Origin of the sequence: Pseudomonas sp. 7P_10.2_Bac1, from assembly GCF_025465935.1 — a bacterium.
Classification (GTDB): Bacteria; Pseudomonadota; Gammaproteobacteria; order Pseudomonadales; family Pseudomonadaceae; genus Aquipseudomonas.
In genome coordinates, this window is sequence record NZ_JANLNV010000059.1 from 237,126 (window position 1) to 256,528 (window position 19,403).

The window sequence follows — 19,403 nt, forward strand, 5'->3', positions numbered from 1 at the left end:
GGGCATTAAAACGTCTGCGTGAGTTGAAGAGGATTAGGCCACCCTTTATCAGTACAAGTAGCCATGCACGAACAATATCAACCCCGTGAAATAGAAGCCGCCGCCCAATCATTCTGGGACAACCAAAAGTCCTTCGAAGTCAGCGAAGATCTAGGCAAGGAAACGTACTACTGCCTATCGATGTTCCCGTACCCAAGCGGCAAGCTACACATGGGGCACGTGCGCAACTACACCATCGGTGACGTGATCTCCCGTTACCAGCGCATGCTGGGCAAGAACGTCCTGCAACCGATGGGTTGGGATGCCTTCGGCATGCCTGCGGAAAACGCGGCCATGAAAAACAAGGTCGCCCCGGCCAAGTGGACCTACGAAAACATCGCCTACATGAAGAGCCAGTTGTGCAGCCTGGGTCTGGCGGTGGACTGGTCCCGCGAGATCACCACCTGCAAGCCTGACTACTACCGCTGGGAACAGTGGCTGTTCACTCGCCTGTTCGAAAAAGGCGTGATCTACCGTAAAAACGGTACCGTGAACTGGGACCCGGTCGACCAGACTGTTCTGGCCAACGAGCAAGTGATCGACGGCCGCGGCTGGCGTTCGGGTGCGCTGATCGAAAAGCGCGAAATCCCGATGTACTACTTCAAGATCACTGCCTACGCAGATGAGTTGCTGGAGAGCCTCGACGAGCTGGACGGCTGGCCGGAACAGGTCAAGACCATGCAACGCAACTGGATTGGCAAATCCCGTGGCATGGAAGTGCAGTTCCCCTACGACCAGGCTTCCATCGGCGAAGCGGGCGCACTCAAAGTTTTCACCACCCGTCCAGACACCTTGATGGGCGCCACTTATGTGGCCGTGGCAGCAGAGCACCCGCTGGCCACCCTGGCGGCGCAGAACAACCCTGAACTGCAAGCGTTCATCGCTGAATGCAAGGGCGGCAGCGTTGCTGAAGCCGACATGGCGACCCAAGAGAAAAAGGGCCTGCCCACCTCGCTGTTCGTTGAACACCCATTGACCGGTGAGAAGCTCCCGGTCTGGGTTGCCAACTATGTATTGATGCACTACGGCGACGGCGCGGTAATGGCAGTCCCGGCTCACGACGAGCGTGATTTCGAATTCGCGACCAAGTACAACCTGCCGATCAAGGCCGTTGTACGCACCAGCGCCGGCGATGAGACGCCTGCACCGTGGCAGGCCGCTTACGGCGAACACGGTACCCTGATCAACTCCGGTGAATTCGACGGGCTGGACTTCCAGGCCGCTTTCGATGCCATCGAAGCAGCCTTGGCCGCCAAGCAGTTGGGCCAGTCGCGCACCCAGTTCCGCCTGCGTGACTGGGGTATCAGCCGCCAACGCTACTGGGGCTGCCCGATCCCGATCGTGCACTGCGAAAGCTGTGGTGACGTGCCGGTTCCGGAAGACCAACTGCCAGTGGTATTGCCAGAAGACGTGGTACCCGATGGCGCCGGTTCGCCATTGGCGCGCATGCCTGAGTTCTACGAGTGCAGTTGCCCTAAATGTGGCGCGCCAGCCAAACGCGAAACCGACACGATGGACACCTTCGTCGAATCTTCGTGGTACTACGCCCGCTACGCCTCGCCGCACTTCGACGGTGGCTTGGTCGAGCGCAAGGCGGCAGACCACTGGTTACCGGTCGACCAGTACATCGGCGGTATCGAACACGCGATCCTGCACCTGCTGTACGCGCGTTTCTTCCACAAACTGATGCGGGACGAAGGTCTGGTCAGCTCCAACGAGCCGTTCAAGAACCTGCTGACCCAGGGCATGGTGGTCGCTGAAACTTACTTCCGTATGCTGGACAACGGTGGCAAGGACTACTTCAACCCGGATGATGTCGAAGTTGAACGTGACGCCAAGGCCAAGATCATCGGCGCCAAGCTGAAAACCGACGGCCTGCCGGTGGAAATCGGCGGCACGCAAAAAATGTCCAAGTCGCTGAACAACGGCGTCGATCCGCAGTACATGATCGAACAATACGGCGCCGATACCTGCCGTTTGTTCATGATGTTCGCTTCGCCGCCTGACGCCAGCCTGGAGTGGTCGGATGCCGGTGTCGAGGGTGCGCACCGCTTCCTCAAGCGCGTATGGCGTCTGGCCCACGCTCACGTTGGCCAAGGCCTGCCGGGCGCTTTGGACGTTGCCAGCCTGAATGACGAACAAAAAGTCATTCGCCGTGCGATTCACCAGGCGATCAAGCAAGCCAGCCAGGACGTCGGCCAGCATCACAAATTCAACACCGCCGTCGCCCAGGTGATGACGGTGATGAACGTGCTCGAAAAAGCTCCGCAAGCCACCGAACAGGACCGCGCTCTGCTGCAGGAAGGTCTTGAGACCGTTGCCTTGATTCTGGCGCCGATCACCCCACACATCAGCCACGTGCTGTGGAACCAGTTGGGTCACATCGAGCCGATCATCGACGCAGCCTGGCCAGCCCTGGATGAAAGCGCATTGGTGCAAGACACCCTGCAACTGGTCATCCAGGTCAACGGCAAACTGCGTGGTCAGATCGAAATGCCTGCGGCTGCCAGCCGTGAAGATGTTGAGGCGGCTGCCCGCACCAACGAAAACGTGCTGCGCTTTACCGAAGGCCTGACGATCCGCAAAGTGATCGTGGTACCGGGTAAATTGGTCAACATCGTCGCCAGCTAATTGGAACAGGCGCCCTGGCCCTGCCCGGGCGCCCACTCAAACCTTCCGGGTCGCAGCGTCGGCCCACCTGGTTTCAAGGGGAGCAACACATGATCAAACGCAACTTGCTGGTGATGGGTCTCGCTGTTCTGTTGAGCGCCTGCGGCTTCCAACTGCGCGGCACCGGCACCAATCAACTGACCCTCACCGAACTGGGTCTCAGCGCCCGTGATGCCTACGGCGAAACCGTTCGCAGCCTGCGTCAGGCGCTGGAAAACAGCGGTGTGAAAGTCACCGACAACGCACCTTACAAACTGGTCTTGAACAACGAGCAGGAAAGCCAGCGGGCTGCCAGCTACACCGGCACCGGCTCGACTGCCGAGTATGAGCTGACCAAAGTCTTGAACTACCAGATCAAGGGCCAAAACGATCTGGTGTTGCTCGAAAACAAGATTGAAGCCCACAAGTACTTCATGCAGGACACCGGCAACATCGCTGGCAGCACCCAGGAAGCGGCGCTGGTTCGCAAGGAAATGGACCGCGACCTGGTTCAGCAAGTCCTGCTGCGCCTGGAGCAGCTGACCCCGGCACGCCTGGCTGAACTGCAAGCCGTTGCAGACGAGAAGGCACGCGCAGAAGCGGCGGCCCTGGAAGCGCAACGCAAGGCTGAAGCCGAAACCCCTCAGCAGTCGCCACTCGAACTGCCATAACAGTAAGGGATACGGGGCGCTCAGGCGCCCCGTCATCTATCAAGCCCCTATGAAACTCGCCCCTGCTCAACTCGCCAAACACCTGCAAGGCAGCCTGTCGCCGATCTATGTCATCAGCGGCGATGACCCGCTGTTATGCCAGGAAGCCGCAGACGCCATCCGTACTGCTGCTCGCCAGCAAGGCTTTGATGAGCGCCAGGTCTTCAGCGCAGACGCCAGTTTTGACTGGGGCACGCTGCTGCAAGCGGGTGCCAGCATGTCGCTGTTTGCCCAACGGCGCCTGCTGGAACTGCGTCTGCCTTCGGGCAAGCCCGGTGATAAAGGCGCAGCGGCACTGATCGAATATTGCTCGCGCCCAGCCGAAGACACCCTGCTGTTGATCAGCCTGCCCAAGCTGGATGGCAGTGCGCAAAAAACCAAGTGGGGCAAGGCACTGATCGAAGGCCCAGAGACGCAGTTTCTGCAAATCTGGCCGGTTGACGCCAATCAATTGCCGCAATGGATTCGCCAGCGCCTCTCACAAGCAGGACTGGCCGCCAGCCAAGACGCCGTCGAACTGATCGCGGCTCGTGTCGAAGGCAACCTGCTGGCTGCCGCCCAAGAAGTCGAAAAGCTCAAGCTGATGGCCGAAGACGGCCAGATCACCGTCGAAACCGTGCAGGCCGCGGTGGCTGACAGCGCACGATTTGATGTGTTCGGGCTGGTTGATGCGGTGCTCAACGGCGAGTCAGCGCACGCCTTGCGCATGCTTGAAGGCCTGCGCGGCGAAGGCGTAGAGCCACCTGTGATTTTATGGGCATTGGCCCGTGAGTTGCGGGTGCTGGCCAACATTGCATTGCAATACAGCCAAGGCATCCCCCTGGATAAAGCCTTCAGCCAGGCGCGACCGCCGGTGTGGGACAAGCGTAAACCGCTCATGAGCAAGGCGCTGCAACGCTACTCCGCGCAACGCTGGGCGCAACTGCTGATGGATGCGCAACGCATTGACGCCCAGATCAAGGGCCAGGCCGCAGGGTCAGCCTGGAGCAGCCTGAGTCGATTAGCGTTGCTGATGTGTGGGCAACGTCTGAATTTACCCGCGGAATAATCCACAACGCGGTGGCTTACTGGACAACTCAAAAAAACTGGCCGATGATTTGCGCTCGTTCACATAGAGCCTTTTCTAACCCAGCGAGAGTTAACGCCATGAGCAAGCGCCCCAACAAGGCCAAGTCCATTGTTGCCCAACCCCTGTTCCGCAGCCGCCAGGAACGCCCCGCCAAGGGCAAAGGCAGCTACCGCCGCGAAGCCTTCCAGTCGAGAGACCGGGAGGCTTTTTACTTTCTGGCTGCCTGACAGCGGGGATGATAAGGTCTGCATCTGATTTGCATATCGTGGACCTGCGCATGCCTTTAAGTTCTTCACATCGTTGGCCAATGCGCCAACTGATAGCTGTATCCAGCGTCATCTTGCTAGTCGCCTGCGCAGAGAAACCTACCGCAGCCGATGCTCAGCCCCTGCCTGCCGCACCAACAGCGCCTGCCGCACCGGTGGTGATCAGCACCGCTGCCAGCACAGACATGCCCGATATCCAGCCCGCCCAGAGCTTCAGCGAATGGCTGGCCAATTTCCGCATCCAGGCACTGAATGCCGGGATCTCTCCAACGGTTTTCGATAACGCGTTCAACGGCATCACCCCCGACATGAGCGTGATCAAGGCCGACCGCAGCCAGCCTGAATTCAGCCGCCCGGTCTGGGAATACCTGGACGGCGCCCTGTCGCCTTTGCGTGTGCGCAACGGTCAGCGCCTGCTGGAGCAAAATGCGGAGCTGCTGACCCGCATCGAACAGCGTTACGGCGTCGATCGCCGGGCGCTGGTGTCGGTCTGGGGAATGGAAAGCAACTTCGGGACCTTCCAGGGCAACAAATCAGTGATTCGCTCGCTGGCCACCCTCGCCTACGAAGGTCGCCGTCCAGACTTCGCGCAAAGCCAACTGATCGCTGCACTGAAGATCATTCAGGAAGGCGATGTGACCCCCGACAAGATGCTCGGCTCCTGGGCAGGCGCCATGGGCCAAACCCAGTTCATCCCGACCACCTATGAAACCCACGCCGTGGATTTCGATGGCGACGGCCGTCGTGACATCTGGAACAGTTCAGCCGACGCCCTGGCTTCGACTGCCCACTACCTGCAAAGCTCTGGCTGGAAACAAGGTCAGCCGTGGGGCTTCGAGGTGCAATTGCCTGCCGGATTCGATTACGCACTGGCTGATGGCGCGGTGCGTAAAAGTGTCAATGAGTGGCGCAAGCTGGGGGTCACACTGCCGGCAGGTACCCAGGTGCCTGCGGGCTCCGAAGAGCTGAGCGCGACCTTGTTGCTGCCGGCGGGTTACCGCGGCCCGGCGTTCCTGGTACTGGACAACTTCCGCGCCATTCTGCGCTACAACAACTCGTCGTCGTATGCGCTGGCGGTCGGCTTACTGTCCCAGCGTTTCAATGGAGGCGGAGTTATTTTGGGCGAATGGCCAAAAGACGACCTGCCGTTGAGCCGCACCGAGCGCATCGAACTGCAGACCCTGCTGTCGCAGCGTAATTACGATGCGGGCAACCCGGACGGCATCATTGGCGCCAACACCCGCAAAGCGATCCGCAGCGCGCAGCAAGCGTTTGGATGGCCTGCTGACGGTTACCCTACGCATAGACTGCTTGAGCGTTTGCGCAGCCAATAACCCATTAATTTTGTAGGAGCTTGCCTCGCGATCTTTAAAGATCAAAAATCGCGAGGCAAGCTCGCTCCTACAGGGTCAGACTTGAGCCGTTACCACGGCCTGTTCAAGCACGAGCTGCTGCTTGTCAGCATCCAGACGCACCTGCGCGCCTATCGGCAAGGTGATGTTCGGGTCGCAATGGCCACTGCGCCAACCGGCCAGCACCGGAATGTTCAGCGGCCCCAGTTCTTGCTTGAGCAACTGTTCCAGCCGCTGGGTATCTACCCCGGCAAAATCCCCCACCAAGACCCCGCGTATGTGGCGCAACTTGCCCGCCAGGCGCAAATGGGTGAGCAAACGGTCGACCCGGTATAACGGCTCGTTCACGTCTTCGATCAACAGGATGATGCCCTGGTCATCCAGCTCAAACGCCGTGCCAAGGGTGGCGCAGATCATCGATAGATTGCCGCCCAGCAAGCGGCCACTGGCGCTGCCAGGCGCAACGGTGGTCAAGGGATAAGCCGCAGGATGCTCAAGCAACGCGGGCTGTTGCCCGCTGAGCATGCGAAACAGGGAGGATTCGGTCGGCGGCTGTTTATTGCCCAGCAGGTCCGCGTTGAGCATGGCCCCGTGGAAGGTCACAAAGCCCGCGTAACGGGTAATTGCCAAGTGCAGCGCGGTAATGTCGCTGTAACCGATAAATGGCTTGGGATGGCTGCGCAGCAGCTCAAAATCGATGCCGTCCAATAAACGCGGGGTGCCGTAACCACCACGGGTGCACAAGATCGCATCCACGCCATCATCAGCAAACGCATCGTGCAGGTCGCGTAAACGCACGGCATCTGAACCTGCCAGATAACCGTCTCTCTCCCAAACGCCTGGAAACACCTTGAGCTGATAGCCGCGGGCGTCCATCCATTGGGTAGCGCTTTGCAGATCGAGTTCTGAGGGGCCAGCCGGGGCGATCAGGCCGATCACCCCACCAGCAGGCAGCGCGGGCACCGCGCTGTGAACATTGAATGACACAGACGCGGTGAGCCGGCTATTCATGGTTTCAGGAGCCTACGAGGATGTCTTTAACCAGTTTGGCTTGCTCGTCAGCGTGGTACGAAGAACGCACCAGCGGGCCCGAAGCAACGTTTTTGAAGCCCATTTTGTAACCTTCTTCGGCGAACCAGGCGAAGGTGTCCGGGTGGACAAAACGCTGCACCGGCAGGTGACTGCGCGACGGTTGCAGGTACTGGCCCAAGGTCAGCATGTCGATGTCGTGTTCGCGCATGCGCTGCATCACTTCAATGACTTCGTCGTCAGTCTCGCCCAGGCCCAGCATCAAGCCAGACTTGGTGGGTACGTGCGGCATCATTTGCTTGAAGCGTTGCAGCAGGGTCAGCGACCACTGGTAGTCAGAACCCGGACGCGCAGCCTTGTACAGGCGCGGCACGGTTTCGAGGTTGTGGTTGAACACATCCGGTGGCTCGGCTGCAGTGATTTCCAGCGCGATGTCCATGCGGCCACGGTAGTCCGGAACCAGCGTCTCCAGCACGACGTTCGGCGAAAGACGACGGATTTCACGGATGCAGTCGGCAAAGTGCTGGGCACCGCCGTCACGCAGGTCGTCACGGTCTACCGAGGTGATCACTACGTATTTCAAGCGCAGGTCGGCGATGGCCACTGCGAGGTTTTCCGGCTCGTTGACGTCCAGTGGTTTTGGACGACCGTGGCCGACATCACAGAACGGGCAACGACGGGTGCAGATGTCACCCATGATCATGAACGTCGCCGTACCGCCCGAGAAACACTCGCCCAGGTTCGGGCAAGATGCTTCTTCACACACACTGTGCAGCTTGTGTTTACGCAGCAAGGCCTTGATGCGGTCGACTTCCGGCGACACCGGAATGCGCACGCGGATCCAGTCCGGCTTCTTCGGCAGTTCGGTGGTCGGAATGATTTTTACCGGGATACGCGCAACCTTTTCGGCACCGCGCAATTTAACGCCAGTCTCAACCTTGGAACGGGCCTCTTGCGCACGGGCCACACGTTCTGAGATATCCAGCGTCGGGATCAGGGTTTGAACAGCGTCTTGCGCAGTAGTCATATCAGTCGATTCCGCCCGTTAGGGTCGTCTGCTCAGCATAGTCGAGGTGTTTGACGAGCTGCGCACGCAGCTGGACACCTACCTCGGCAAATTCAATCGGCCCTGCATGGTCACGCAACTGGGTCATTGCCAGCCCCGCATAACCACAGGGGTTAATCCGTCGAAACGGTTCCAGGTCCATGTCCACATTCAGGGCCAGACCGTGGAAAGAGCAACCATTGCGAATGCGCAGGCCCAGGGATGCGATTTTCGCACCGTCGACATACACACCCGGGGCGTCAGCCTTGGCCGCTGCGGTGATGCCATACGTGGCCAGCAGATCGATCAGGCACTGCTCCATCCGGCTCACCAGTTCGCGTACGCCAAAGCCCAGACGGCGCACGTCGAGCAACAGGTAAGCGACCAGTTGGCCCGGGCCGTGATACGTCACTTGCCCGCCGCGGTCCGATTTGACCACCGGGATATCACCCGGCAACAACAGATGCTCGGCCTTGCCCGCCTGACCTTGGGTAAACACCGGCGGATGCTGCACCAGCCAGACTTCGTCTTGCGTGTCTGGTTTATGTCTGCGCTCGTCGGTGAAACGCTGCATCGCCAGCCAGGTGCGCTCGTAATCAAGCTGGCCCAGCTCGCGAATACCCAAGATCTGCGACATCACAGCACCATGTGCACGAAGCCCGTGGCTCGCAACTCGCTGTTGATGTTGTACAGCTGGTCCTGATCGGTCGCAACGATGTGCAACTGGATCGTGGTGTACTTGCCGTTGGTGCTTTGACGCTCGTCGACACGCTCATCATTGATCGTCGCGTGCTTTTTGACGATTGCCAGGATCTTGTCCTTGTTGCCAACACCCGTGTCACTGATCACCTTAACCGGATAATCAGTTTGAGGAAATTCGATCTTTGGCGCCTTTACTTCGGTATCGGTCATGGCGTATTGGCCTCGTAAGCCCGGAACTACAGAATGACCCCGGGCTCGATAAGCCCAGGGTCACGCAGGGGGGGGTGCAATCAGTTGAACAAGCCGTAGAAGAATAGACGGATGCTATCCCACACGCGGCGGAAAATACCACCTTCCTCGACCGGCTCAAGGGCGATCAGGTCGGCGCTGTGGATAACTTTGTCGTCCAGTTTGACTTCAACCTTGCCGATCACATCGCCTTTGGCGATAGGGGCCATCAACTGCGGGTTCATGGTCATGCTCGCAGCCAGCTTTTTCAATTGGCCTTTTGGCAGGGTCAGGCTCAGGTCATCGGCCAGACCGGCTTTAACCTGGTGCGTGGTGCCTTTCCAGACCGGAGCCTGAGCCAGCTCGGTGCCCTTCTGGTAGAAGGTCTGGGTTTCGAAGAAACGGAAGCCGTAAGTCAGCAGTTTCTGGGTTTCTGCCGCACGTGCCGCTTCGCTGTTGGTGCCAAACACCACGGCGATCAGACGCATGCCGTCACGTACTGCCGAAGACACCATGCAGTAGCCTGCTTCGTCGGTGTGACCGGTTTTCAGACCATCAACGGTCTTGTCACGCCACAGCAACAAGTTACGGTTAGGCTGCTTGATACCGTTCCAGAAGAACTCTTTCTGCGAGTAGATCGCGTAGTGAGTCGGGTCTTCGTGAATGATGGCACGGGCCAGCAACGACATGTCGTGAGCCGACGAGTAGTGATCCGGGTTCGGCAGACCTGTCGGGTTCATGAAGTGGCTGTTGGACATGCCCAGGTCGCCAGCGGTTTTGTTCATCATGTCAGCGAAAGCGTCTTCGCTGCCGGCGATGTGCTCGGACAGCGCAACGCTGGCGTCGTTACCCGACTGGATAATGATGCCGTGCAGCAGGTCGCTCACCGACACCTGGCTGCCTACCTTGATGAACATCCGCGAACCGCCGGTACGCCAGGCGTTTTCGCTGACGGTCACCGGGTCGTTCTCGCCGATCTGGCCGCGACGGATTTCCAGGGTCGCGATGTAAGCGGTCATCAGCTTGGTCAGGCTGGCTGGAGGCAGACGCTGGTCACCATTGTTCTCAACCAGCACGTTACCGCTGTTGGCATCCATCAGAACGTAGGATTTGGCGGCCAGCTGTGGCGGCGACGGCATCATCTCGGCTGCCCAGGCGGCAGGAGTGATGATCAGCGGTACAAGCAGGCACAGGCGTTTGGCAAAGGTGGTGATGTTCATCCGTCTCTCGAGTTTGCTAATGGAAACTTACCCTCGCGGGCAAAACTTTTTTGACAGCCGTTTGATGGGCTGTCGCGTGTTCAGTGTTACTGATCGGTCACAACGCTTGGCTGGCCCAGATTGGCCAGACGCACGCTGTTTTGCGTTTGTTGCACCTCACCTGCCGAGGCAATCGGCCCCATGCGCACGCGGTGAAGGGTTTGCTGATTGCGCACAATCGAGCTGATAAACACTGGGGCGCTGACCATGCCACTGAGTTTGGATCGAAGCAACTCGGCCGCATCAGGGTTGGCGAATGCACCCACTTGCAAATAGGTGCCCTGGCCCTTGTGCGCAACTGGAGGCGGAATGACATCAGACGCGTGCTGCTGGGGCGGCGGCGTCCATTGTTCAACCTTGGCCGTTGAAACCGTCGGGGCGGCTGCAGCTTGCGCCACTTGGGGCTCATTGAGCATTAAAGGTGCCGGACGGCCACGCGCTGCCCACCAGGCTTGCGGGTCAATCCCTTCAACCTTCACATGTGCAGTACCGGTTTCGGCATAGCCCAGCTTCTTGGCTGCAGCGTAAGACAAGTCAATGATGCGGTCCGAATAGAACGGGCCGCGGTCGTTGACCCGCAAAACTACGGTCCGACCGTTGTCCAGGTTGGTCACTTTGACGTAGCTGGGCAGCGGCAGGGTCTTGTGCGCGGCGCTCATGCCATACAGGTCATACACTTCGCCATTGGCGGTGTTTTGCCCGTGGAATTTGGTGCCGTACCAGGACGCCGTCCCCGACGCCACGTAGTTCTTGGACTCCTGGATCGGGAAATAGGTCTTGCCCAGCACGGTATACGGGTTGGCCTTGTACGGGCCGGTGTGCAGGGTCGGAGTCGCATCCGGGATACGCGACACGTCGACATCCCACCAGGGCGCGCCGTCTTTGTGCGCACGGTTGATGTCCAGGCCGGGCTTGGCACTGATGGTGCCCGCCGTTTGCGGGGCGCTGGTGCGGCTGCTCGAGCAGCTCACCATCAGCAGCGCGACAGCCGTGCAGGCCGCGATTTTCAGAGGTGTGCGGATCGCTAAAAACGGCATTACTTGTTGCCCCGAGCTTGAACCAGCAGGTCGGACAGTTGGTGCACTGCCATGGCATACATCACGCTACGGTTGTAACGCGTGATTGCATAAAAATTCTTCAGGCCCATCCAGTATTCAGGGCCATTTTCGCCTTCGAGACGAAACGCCGTGACCGGCATGTCGTCGCGCAGCGCATCATGACTCGACCAGCCCAGCGCTCGCAACTCCCCAACCGTTTTGACCGGCTCAATACCTTGCGTCAAGCCTTCATCCACCCGATCGCCCTGCACGTCGGCACGCGCCACCACCGGTTCGCCGGCCACCCAGCCATGACGCTTGAAGTAGCTGGCAACACTGCCAATGGCGTCGTCCGGATTGCTCCAGATATTGATGTGGCCATCATTGTCGAAGTCCACCGCATAAGCGCGAAAGCTGCTCGGCATGAACTGCGGCAAGCCCATCGCCCCGGCGTATGAGCCTTTTAGGCTCAGCGGGTCGACTTGCTCTTCACGGGCCAGCAACAGGAACTCGCGCAACTCCTTGCGGAAAAACTCGGCGCGCGGCGGGTAATCGAAACCCAGAGTCGAGAGCGCATCAATGACCCGGTAGTTGCCGGTATTGCGCCCGTAAAAGGTTTCGACGCCGATGATCGACACAATTACCTGGGCCGGTACGCCGTATTCCTTCTCGGCGCGTGCCAGTACCGCTTCGTGTTCACGCCAGAAGTCGACACCGCGGGCCACGCGGGCATCGGTGAGGAACATCGGGCGGTATTCCTTCCACTGCTTGACGCGCTCGGCCGGGCGCGAAATGGCATCCAGAATGCTCTGCTTGCGCTCGGCCTCACGAAAAACATCCATCAGCTGTTCGCCGGCAAACCCGTAGTCACGGGTCATCTCACCGACGAATTCAGCTACTTGGGGCGAGCCATCGTAGTCGCCGGCCACCGCGCTTTGCGCTGCCCCGAACAGGCCCAAAAAGCCCATCCACGACGCGTATCGAGCGGCCCAGCCACGCATTGCTTGCATTGAATTCTTCACCTTAATCAAACTTGTGCAATCCACTTTCGATGCGTGTGAATTGACATCAAAACCCCAAACGCTGACAGCAGCGTCACGAGCGAAGTTCCGCCGTAACTAATAAACGGCAATGGCACGCCCACCACCGGCAACAGCCCACTGACCATACCGATGTTGACGAAAACATAAACAAAAAAGGTCATGGTCAAACTGCCCGCCAGCAATTTGCCGAACAGGGTTTGCGCCTGGGCGGTAATCACCAGGCCGCGACCAATCAACAACAGGTAGATCAACAACAGCGCACAAATGCCCACCAGGCCGAATTCTTCGCCCATCACCGCGATAATGAAGTCAGTGTGGCTTTCGGGCAGAAAGTCCAGGTGCGACTGGGTGCCCAGCAGCCAACCCTTGCCGAATACGCCGCCCGAACCGATGGCCGCCTTGGACTGGATAATGTTCCAGCCGGTGCCCAGCGGGTCGCTCTCCGGATCAAGGAAGGTCAGGATCCGCTGCTTCTGGTAGTCGTGCATGATGAAAAACCACATGGCGATCGCGACCGGAATCGCCGCCGCCAGCACGCTGATGATCCAGCGCCAGCGCAGGCCGCCCATGAACAGCACGAACGCGCCCCCCGCCAACACCAGCAAGGCCGTGCCCAGGTCGGGCTGACGCACGATCAGGCCAAAGGGGATGCCAATCAGCAACAAACTGACCGCCACGTGCTTGAGCTGCGGCGGCAAGGTGCGCTTGGACAGGTACCAGGCAATGGTCGCCGGCATGAGGATTTTCATGAACTCCGAGGGCTGGAAGCGAATCACCCCCGGGATGTTGATCCAGCGCGTGGCGCCCATGGCGTTGTGGCCCATCACGTCCACCACCACCAGCAACATCACCCCGAGCAGGTAACAGACCGGCACCCAGCGCGCCATAAAGCGTGGCTCCAGTTGGGCGATGACAAACATCGACACCAGACCGATACCGAACGAGGTGGCCTGTTTGCTGAGCAGGTCCCAGCTTTTGCCACTGGCCGAATACAGCACAAACAAACTGCCCGCTGCGAGTGTCAGCAATAAAATCAGCAGCGGGCCGTCAATGTGCAGACGCTGAAGCAGCGTTGCACGGCGACGCATCACATCCTCACTGGAGAGGATGCGGTCAAAATTACTCATCATTGGCCGTAGCCTCCGCCTTTGAAACACTGGCGTACTCAGGTTTGAGTTTGCCGTCAGCATCCAGCAACCAGGCGTCCATCACCGCGCGCACCACTGGGGAGGCCACACGACTGCCGGCCTCACCGTTTTCAATCATGACCGAGACCGCGATCTGTGGATTGTTCGCCGGGGCAAACCCCACGAACAATGCGTGGTCACGGTGACGTTCCTGGACCTTGGAGCGGTCGTATTTTTCGCCTTGTTTGATCGCGACCACCTGGGCCGTGCCGCTCTTGCCCGCGATCAGGTACTGCGCGCCCACACCGGCGACCCGCGCCGTACCGCGTGCACCATGCACCACTTGCTGCATGGCGTGGTTGACCTTGCCCCAGTTGGACGGGTCACGCAGCACAATGTCAGGCATCGGGTTAGGGTCGACCGGCGGCACGCCTTCGATGGTCTTGGCCAGGTGCGGACGGTTCCACTTGCCCTTGCTGGCAATCAGCGCCGTGGCCTGGGCCAGTTGCAGCGGGGTCGACTGCATATAGCCCTGGCCGATCCCCAGAATCAGGGTTTCTCCCGGGAACCAGGCCTGGCGACGGGTGGCCCGCTTCCATTCGCGGGACGGCATCAGCCCGGCCGACTCTTCGAACATGTCGAGGGAGACCTTTTGCCCGATGCCGAACTGGTTCATGTAAGTCGACAGACGGTCGATACCCAGCTTGTGCGCCAAATCGTAAAAATAGGTGTCGTTGGAGCGCATGATCGCGCTGTCCAGATCGACGTAGCCATCACCGCTGCGGTTCCAGTTACGGTACTTGTGGTCGTAATTGGGCAATTGGTAGTAGCCAGGGTCATACACCCGTGAATTGGCGGTGACCACACCGCTGTCCAGCCCGGCAATCGCCACTGCAGGCTTGATGGTCGAGCCCGGCGGGTACAGGCCGCGCAAAATGCGATTGAACAGCGGACGGTCGATGGAGTCACGCAACTCGGCATAGGCCTTGAAGCCGATACCGGTCACGAACAGGTTAGGATCAAAACTAGGCTGGCTGACCATCGCCAGCACTTCACCGGTCATCGGGTTCAGTGCCACCACCGCGCCACGCCGACCGGCCAAGGCTTCTTCAGCCGCCTCTTGCAGTTTGATGTCGAGGCTGAGGACGATGTCCTTGCCAGGAATCGGGTCCGTACGCTTGAGCACCCGCAGCACACGGCCACGGGCGTTGGTTTCAACTTCCTCGTAACCCACCTGGCCGTGCAGCTCGGCTTCATAGAAGCGTTCGACGCCGGTTTTGCCAATGTGGTGGGTGCCGCTGTAGTTAACCCGGTCGAGGGACTTGATCTCTTTCTCGTTGATCCGCCCCACGTACCCCACCGAGTGCGCAAAATGCGCACCCTGCGGGTAATGGCGCACCAGTTGCGCGACCACTTCAACCCCAGGCAAACGGAACTGGTTCACGGCAATCCGGGCGATCTGCTCTTCATTGAGTTCGAACAGAATCGGCACCGGCTCAAAAGGCCGACGTCCCTGCTTGGTGCGTTTTTCAAAGAGGACGCGGTCTTCAGGCGTGAGTTGCAACACCTCAACGATGGTGTCGAGCACTTGCGGCCAGTCACCCGCACGCTCGCGGGTCATGGTCAGGCTGAAGCTGGGACGGTTGTCGGCTATCACCACGCCATTGCGGTCATAAATCAGGCCGCGGGTCGGTGGGATCGGCTGAACATGCACCCGGTTGTTCTCTGACAACGTGGAGTGATAGTCGTACTGCACCACTTGCAGGTAGTACAGCCGCGCTATCAGCACGCAGATCAGGGCAAGCACCAGCAATGCGCCGACCACGACACGGCTACGCACCAGGCGTGCGTCTTTTTCGTGGTCCTTGAGGCGAATTGGCTGGGTCATTGCGAAGGCGCTGAGCTACTTGTGATAAGGGTGCCCGGACAATACCGTCCAGGCGCGATACAACTGCTCACCGATCAGAATCCTTACCAACGGGTGCGGCAACGTCAACGGCGACAGCGACCAGCGCTGATCGGCGCGGGCGCAGACTTCCGGCGCCAGCCCTTCCGGGCCGCCTACCATAAAGTTCACCGTGCGCGAGTCGAGGCGCCAGCGGTCGAGTTCAACCGCCAGTTGCTCGGTACTCCAGGGCTTGCCATGCACTTCGAGGGTGACAATCCGCTCTCCGGGGCCGACCTTGGCCAGCATGGCCTCGCCTTCCTGACGGATGAACCGGGCCACGTCGGCATTTTTGCCACGGGTGTTGAGCGGTATTTCTACCAGCTCGAGCGCCAACTCGGATGGCAGACGCTTGGCATACTCGTGCCAACCTTCTTCCACCCATTTGGGCATACGCGAACCGACAGCGATCAAACGCAAGCGCACAGAGAACCCTTATTCCTGGTCTTTGTTGAGCTTGAGGAAGTGCTCGTGGCTGTTTTCCGGGCTGTGGTGAGCAGCGCTGGCCGAACGGCTTTGTTCTGCACCGGCCCACAGGCGCTCCAGGTCGTAGAACTGACGTGCGCTGGCAGTCATCATGTGCACGATCACGTCGTCCATATCCAGCAGGACCCAGTCGCTGTCGCCCTTGCCTTCTTCGCCCAACGGCTTGACGCCCTTGGCCTTGACGGCTTCACGGACCTTGTCGAGCATCGCGCCGATCTGACGGTTCGAGGTACCGGTGGCGATGATCATGAAGTCAGTGATGCTGTGCTTTTCACGCACGTCCAGGACCTGAATGTCCTGAGCCTTGACGTCTTCCAGGGCCGCAACGGCCACATTCACCAGCTCTTCACCGCTCAGTACGGCGCCGGTATGGGCTTCAACTGGCAACGGGGCGCTTTTGAAGGTGCCTTTGCGCTTTACTTTGCTTACATCTTTATCAGTCATATAAAACTCGTTTTGCTCGTATGTTCGGCTGCTTCAATACACGTTCAGTCGCGCCTTGAAACACGCCTTTTCAGTTCGACGCACGGTAAAGTCCGTGCGCATCGATGTAGGCCAGGACCGCGTCGGGCACCAGATAACGTACCGACTTACCGCTGGCCAGCAGTTGACGGATCTGGGTGGCGGATACCGCGAGCGGCGTCTGCCAGACGAATGCAATCTGTCCGCCGGGCCCCTTGAGGGCTAGCGGGTCGCTTACCGAGCGCGCTGCCAGCAGGTTGCGCAAGGCATCCGGCGGTTCGCTGTCGGCATCCGGGCGCTGAAGCACCAGGATGTGGCAATGCTGGAGCAACTCTTCCCAGCGGTGCCACATGGGCAGGCCGCAAAAAGCGTCCCAGCCCAGCAATAAAAACAACTGGTCATCCGCGGCCAGCTCGGCCCGCATCAGCTCCAGGGTGTCAATGGTGTAGGACGGTTTGTCCCGTTGCAGCTCCCGGGGGTCTACTACCAGCGTAGCGACTCCTGCGACGGCGCACTCAACCATCGCCAAACGGTCGAGCGCCGACACCTGCGGGGTGTCACGGTGCGGCGGCCTGGCGTTGGGGGTCAGGCGCAGCTCATCGAGCGCCATCATTTCCGCCACTTCGACCGCACTGCGCAAATGCCCGATGTGCACCGGGTCAAACGTGCCGCCCAGCACACCGATGCGCCGGGGCAACACATGACTGACCTGCACGTTCCCTACAGGGCCGTGGTCGCCCAAGTCAGCTCGGCTCCTGGCCGCGCAACTGGCCATCACCGACCACGATGTACTTCTCGCAGGTCAGGCCTTCGAGGCCGACCGGGCCGCGGGCGTGCAGCTTATCAGTAGAAATGCCGATTTCAGCACCCAATCCGTATTCAAATCCATCAGCGAAGCAGGTCGGAGCGTTGAGCATGACCGAACTGGAGTCGACTTCAGCCATGAAACGCCGGCTCTCACCCACATGCTCGGTAACGATCGAATCGGTGTGGTGCGAGCCGTAGTGATTGATGTGCTCAATCGCCTGGTCCAGCCCATCAACGATGCGGATCGACAAGATGGCCGCCAGGTACTCGGTGTGCCAGTCTTCTTCTGTCGCCGCAACCACGTCAATCAGCGCCTGGGTGCGTTCGCAGCCACGCAGTTCGACGCCCTTGGCGCGAAATTGTTCAGCCATGGCTGGCAGGAATTGCGCCGCCACAGCCTGGTCGACCAGCAGGGTTTCCATCGCGCCGCAAATACCATACCGGTAGGTTTTGGCATTGAAGGCAATACGCTGGGCCTTGGCCAGATCGGCATGGGCGCTGACATAGACGTGGCAAATACCGTCCAGGTGCTTGATGACCGGCACCCGCGCATCACGGCTCACGCGCTCGATCAAGCCCTTGCCGCCACGCGGCACGATCACGTCGACGTATTCAGGCATGGTGATCAAGGCCCCCACGGCGGCACGGTCAGTGACTTCAACCACTTGCACCACCGCCGGCGGCAGCCCGGCCTCGGCCAGACCTCGCTGGATACAGGTCGCAATCGCGCGGTTGGAGTGAATGGCCTCGGAGCCGCCGCGCAGGATAGTGGCGTTGCCGGACTTCAGACACAGGCTGGCCGCGTCGATGGTCACGTTCGGCCGCGACTCGTAGATGATCCCGACTACACCCAGGGGGACGCGCATTTTACCGACCTGAATCCCCGATGGACGGTAGCTCATGTCACGAATGGCACCGATGGGGTCCGGCAGACTGGCCACTTGGCGCAAGCCGACGATCATGCTGTCGATGCGTGCCGGGGTCAGCGCGAGGCGCTCCAGCATCGCGGGCTCGAGGCCGTTGGCCCGGCCGGCGGCCAGGTCCAGTTGGTTGGCGGCAGTCAGTTCCTCGCGGGCAGCGTCCAATGCGGACGCAGCACCTTGCAAGGCACGGTTTTTCTGCGCGGTGCTGGCACTGCCGATCACTCGGGAGGCTTCACGCGCAGCGCGACCCAGGCGGGTCATGTAGTCAAGAACGGACTCAGTCATGGTCTCAATGGTCTTGGCAGAGAGGAAAGCGGCCGATTATAGCGGTCCCGCCGTCTCACGCACAGCGGTGACAGGCGGATGGTCGAAATGGACGGCAAATAGCCTCTGTTCAGCCCGGATTAAGCACAACTTGCTATGATCTGTAACTTTTCTGCCATCTTACGACCGTCCCGACGATGCCTAACCAGCTGCCTGATGCCTTTTTCAACCGCGACGCCCAGCTTGTCGCGCGCGAACTGTTGGGCAAAGTCATTCGCCACCGCATCGACGGGGTGTGGCTGAGCGCCCGGATTATCGAGACTGAAGCCTATTACTGCGCCGAAAAAGGCAGCCATGCCTCGCTGGGCTACACAGAAAAACGTAAGGCTTTGTTTCTGGATGGTGGGCACATTTATATGTACTACGCCCGTGGCGGCGATTCGCTGAACTTCAGCGCCCAAGGCCCCGGCAACGCCGTGCTGATCAAATCGGCCTACCCCTGGGTCGACGAGCTGTCCGGCCCCACCAGCCTGGCGCTTATGCAGCTCAACAACCCCGATGCACAGGGCCGACCGCGCCCCGAGCAAAAGCTCTGCGCAGGGCAGACGCTGCTGTGCAAGGCACTGGGCCTGAAAGTACGCGAGTGGGACGCCAAGCGTTTCGATCGCGAACGATTGTGGGTAGATGACGTCAGAGAGCGACCGTCACATATCGTGCAGACCACCCGCCTGGGTATCCCTCACGGTCGTGACGAACATTTGATGTATCGCTTTGTCGACGCGGATTACGCCGCGTACTGCACCCGCAACCCGCTGCGTCGCGGGCAGGTTGAGGGGCAGGATTACCTCGTTTTAGAAAACACCGCCCTCTTGTAGAAGCGAGCTTGCCTCGCGATCTTTCAACAGATCTAAAGATCGCGAGGCAAGCTCGCTCCTACAAGGGTGTTGATCCTCTGCAAAAA

19 protein-coding genes are annotated in these 19,403 nt (G+C 59.8%); 6 read left to right on the forward strand and 13 right to left on the reverse strand.

The window, feature by feature from the left end; translation table 11 throughout:
* Window positions 1-63: 63 nt before the first annotated feature.
* From leuS to NTD86_RS12320, 5 genes are all read left to right on the forward strand, one after another.
* The gene (gene leuS / locus NTD86_RS12300; RefSeq protein WP_262202533.1) at window positions 64-2,670 is read left to right on the forward strand and encodes a leucine--tRNA ligase; all 2,607 of its coding nucleotides are present in this window, start codon (window positions 64-66) and stop codon (window positions 2,668-2,670) included.
* Window positions 2,671-2,759: 89 nt separating this feature from the next.
* Window positions 2,760-3,359 carry an LPS assembly lipoprotein LptE gene (lptE, locus tag NTD86_RS12305; protein ID WP_262202536.1) on the forward strand — a complete coding sequence of 200 codons (600 nt, stop codon included), beginning with the start codon at window positions 2,760-2,762 and terminating at the stop codon, window positions 3,357-3,359.
* A gap of 49 nt (window positions 3,360-3,408) precedes the next feature.
* Window positions 3,409-4,446, forward strand: a complete 1,038-nt coding sequence (holA, locus tag NTD86_RS12310; RefSeq protein ID WP_262202538.1) for a DNA polymerase III subunit delta — start codon at window positions 3,409-3,411, stop codon at window positions 4,444-4,446.
* Between the two features lie 98 nt (window positions 4,447-4,544).
* Window positions 4,545-4,694, forward strand: a complete 150-nt coding sequence (gene arfA, locus NTD86_RS12315; protein ID WP_003444166.1) for an alternative ribosome rescue factor ArfA — start codon at window positions 4,545-4,547, stop codon at window positions 4,692-4,694.
* 50 nt (window positions 4,695-4,744) lie between these two features.
* Window positions 4,745-6,067, forward strand: coding sequence for a lytic murein transglycosylase (locus NTD86_RS12320; RefSeq protein WP_262202540.1), 1,323 nt, complete (start codon window positions 4,745-4,747; stop codon window positions 6,065-6,067).
* A gap of 75 nt (window positions 6,068-6,142) precedes the next feature.
* Here the strand turns inward: NTD86_RS12320 and NTD86_RS12325 are convergent, their stop codons facing one another.
* The 13 genes from NTD86_RS12325 to NTD86_RS12385 all read right to left on the reverse strand — a co-directional run bounded on the left by NTD86_RS12325 (window position 6,143) and on the right by NTD86_RS12385 (window position 18,463).
* Window positions 6,143-7,096 (reverse strand): LD-carboxypeptidase, encoded by a 954-nt coding sequence (locus tag NTD86_RS12325; RefSeq protein ID WP_262202542.1) that lies wholly within the window; start codon window positions 7,094-7,096, stop codon window positions 6,143-6,145.
* Window positions 7,097-7,100: 4 nt separating this feature from the next.
* Window positions 7,101-8,141, reverse strand: a complete 1,041-nt coding sequence (gene lipA / locus NTD86_RS12330) for a lipoyl synthase (RefSeq protein ID WP_410016976.1) — start codon at window positions 8,139-8,141, stop codon at window positions 7,101-7,103.
* A 1-nt stretch (window position 8,142) separates the two neighbouring features.
* Window positions 8,143-8,796, reverse strand: a complete 654-nt coding sequence (lipB, locus tag NTD86_RS12335) for a lipoyl(octanoyl) transferase LipB (protein WP_262202543.1) — start codon at window positions 8,794-8,796, stop codon at window positions 8,143-8,145.
* Complete coding sequence (locus NTD86_RS12340) at window positions 8,796-9,071, reverse strand: DUF493 domain-containing protein (protein WP_262202544.1); 276 nt, start codon at window positions 9,069-9,071, stop codon at window positions 8,796-8,798. The genes lipB and NTD86_RS12340 overlap by 1 nt, the downstream gene beginning before the upstream one ends.
* A gap of 80 nt (window positions 9,072-9,151) precedes the next feature.
* Entirely contained in the window at window positions 9,152-10,309 is a 1,158-nt protein-coding gene (locus tag NTD86_RS12345; RefSeq protein WP_262202546.1) for a D-alanyl-D-alanine carboxypeptidase family protein, read from the reverse strand.
* A gap of 86 nt (window positions 10,310-10,395) precedes the next feature.
* The gene (locus NTD86_RS12350; RefSeq protein WP_315974745.1) at window positions 10,396-11,385 is read right to left on the reverse strand and encodes a septal ring lytic transglycosylase RlpA family protein; all 990 of its coding nucleotides are present in this window, start codon (window positions 11,383-11,385) and stop codon (window positions 10,396-10,398) included.
* Window positions 11,385-12,395, reverse strand: a complete 1,011-nt coding sequence (gene mltB, locus NTD86_RS12355; protein ID WP_262202548.1) for a lytic murein transglycosylase B — start codon at window positions 12,393-12,395, stop codon at window positions 11,385-11,387. Before mltB ends, NTD86_RS12350 begins: the two co-directional genes overlap by 1 nt.
* A gap of 17 nt (window positions 12,396-12,412) precedes the next feature.
* The gene (rodA, locus tag NTD86_RS12360) at window positions 12,413-13,516 is read right to left on the reverse strand and encodes a rod shape-determining protein RodA (RefSeq protein WP_262202739.1); all 1,104 of its coding nucleotides are present in this window, start codon (window positions 13,514-13,516) and stop codon (window positions 12,413-12,415) included.
* Between the two features lie 31 nt (window positions 13,517-13,547).
* Window positions 13,548-15,443: a penicillin-binding protein 2 gene (gene mrdA / locus NTD86_RS12365; RefSeq protein WP_262202550.1), complete on the reverse strand. Its 1,896-nt coding sequence runs from the start codon at window positions 15,441-15,443 to the stop codon at window positions 13,548-13,550.
* A gap of 15 nt (window positions 15,444-15,458) precedes the next feature.
* Window positions 15,459-15,926 carry a 23S rRNA (pseudouridine(1915)-N(3))-methyltransferase RlmH gene (gene rlmH / locus NTD86_RS12370; RefSeq protein ID WP_003444191.1) on the reverse strand — a complete coding sequence of 156 codons (468 nt, stop codon included), beginning with the start codon at window positions 15,924-15,926 and terminating at the stop codon, window positions 15,459-15,461.
* Window positions 15,927-15,935: 9 nt separating this feature from the next.
* Window positions 15,936-16,430, reverse strand: a complete 495-nt coding sequence (rsfS, locus tag NTD86_RS12375) for a ribosome silencing factor (RefSeq protein ID WP_262202552.1) — start codon at window positions 16,428-16,430, stop codon at window positions 15,936-15,938.
* Window positions 16,431-16,500: 70 nt separating this feature from the next.
* Window positions 16,501-17,145 carry a nicotinate-nucleotide adenylyltransferase gene (gene nadD, locus NTD86_RS12380; RefSeq protein ID WP_262202741.1) on the reverse strand — a complete coding sequence of 215 codons (645 nt, stop codon included), beginning with the start codon at window positions 17,143-17,145 and terminating at the stop codon, window positions 16,501-16,503.
* Between the two features lie 46 nt (window positions 17,146-17,191).
* Window positions 17,192-18,463, reverse strand: a complete 1,272-nt coding sequence (locus NTD86_RS12385; RefSeq protein ID WP_262202554.1) for a glutamate-5-semialdehyde dehydrogenase — start codon at window positions 18,461-18,463, stop codon at window positions 17,192-17,194.
* A gap of 176 nt (window positions 18,464-18,639) precedes the next feature.
* Between NTD86_RS12385 and NTD86_RS12390 the strand changes: the two genes are divergently transcribed.
* Entirely contained in the window at window positions 18,640-19,317 is a 678-nt protein-coding gene (locus tag NTD86_RS12390; protein ID WP_262202556.1) for a DNA-3-methyladenine glycosylase, read from the forward strand.
* The last annotated feature ends 86 nt before the right edge of the window (window positions 19,318-19,403 follow it).

Coding starts and splice junctions, on each gene's coding strand:
- leuS (WP_262202533.1), top strand. CDS start 64: ATGCACGAACAATATCAACCCCGTGAAATAGAAGCCGCCGCCCAATCA.
- lptE (WP_262202536.1), top strand. CDS start 2,760: ATGATCAAACGCAACTTGCTGGTGATGGGTCTCGCTGTTCTGTTGAGC.
- holA (WP_262202538.1), top strand. CDS start 3,409: ATGAAACTCGCCCCTGCTCAACTCGCCAAACACCTGCAAGGCAGCCTG.
- arfA (WP_003444166.1), top strand. CDS start 4,545: ATGAGCAAGCGCCCCAACAAGGCCAAGTCCATTGTTGCCCAACCCCTG.
- NTD86_RS12320 (WP_262202540.1), top strand. CDS start 4,745: ATGCCTTTAAGTTCTTCACATCGTTGGCCAATGCGCCAACTGATAGCT.
- NTD86_RS12325 (WP_262202542.1), bottom strand. CDS start 7,096: ATGAATAGCCGGCTCACCGCGTCTGTGTCATTCAATGTTCACAGCGCG.
- lipA (WP_410016976.1), bottom strand. CDS start 8,141: ATGACTACTGCGCAAGACGCTGTTCAAACCCTGATCCCGACGCTGGAT.
- lipB (WP_262202543.1), bottom strand. CDS start 8,796: ATGTCGCAGATCTTGGGTATTCGCGAGCTGGGCCAGCTTGATTACGAG.
- NTD86_RS12340 (WP_262202544.1), bottom strand. CDS start 9,071: ATGACCGATACCGAAGTAAAGGCGCCAAAGATCGAATTTCCTCAAACT.
- NTD86_RS12345 (WP_262202546.1), bottom strand. CDS start 10,309: ATGAACATCACCACCTTTGCCAAACGCCTGTGCCTGCTTGTACCGCTG.
- NTD86_RS12350 (WP_315974745.1), bottom strand. CDS start 11,385: ATGCCGTTTTTAGCGATCCGCACACCTCTGAAAATCGCGGCCTGCACG.
- mltB (WP_262202548.1), bottom strand. CDS start 12,395: ATGCAAGCAATGCGTGGCTGGGCCGCTCGATACGCGTCGTGGATGGGC.
- rodA (WP_262202739.1), bottom strand. CDS start 13,516: ATGCGTCGCCGTGCAACGCTGCTTCAGCGTCTGCACATTGACGGCCCG.
- mrdA (WP_262202550.1), bottom strand. CDS start 15,443: ATGACCCAGCCAATTCGCCTCAAGGACCACGAAAAAGACGCACGCCTG.
- rsfS (WP_262202552.1), bottom strand. CDS start 16,430: ATGACTGATAAAGATGTAAGCAAAGTAAAGCGCAAAGGCACCTTCAAA.
- NTD86_RS12385 (WP_262202554.1), bottom strand. CDS start 18,463: ATGACTGAGTCCGTTCTTGACTACATGACCCGCCTGGGTCGCGCTGCG.
- NTD86_RS12390 (WP_262202556.1), top strand. CDS start 18,640: ATGCCTAACCAGCTGCCTGATGCCTTTTTCAACCGCGACGCCCAGCTT.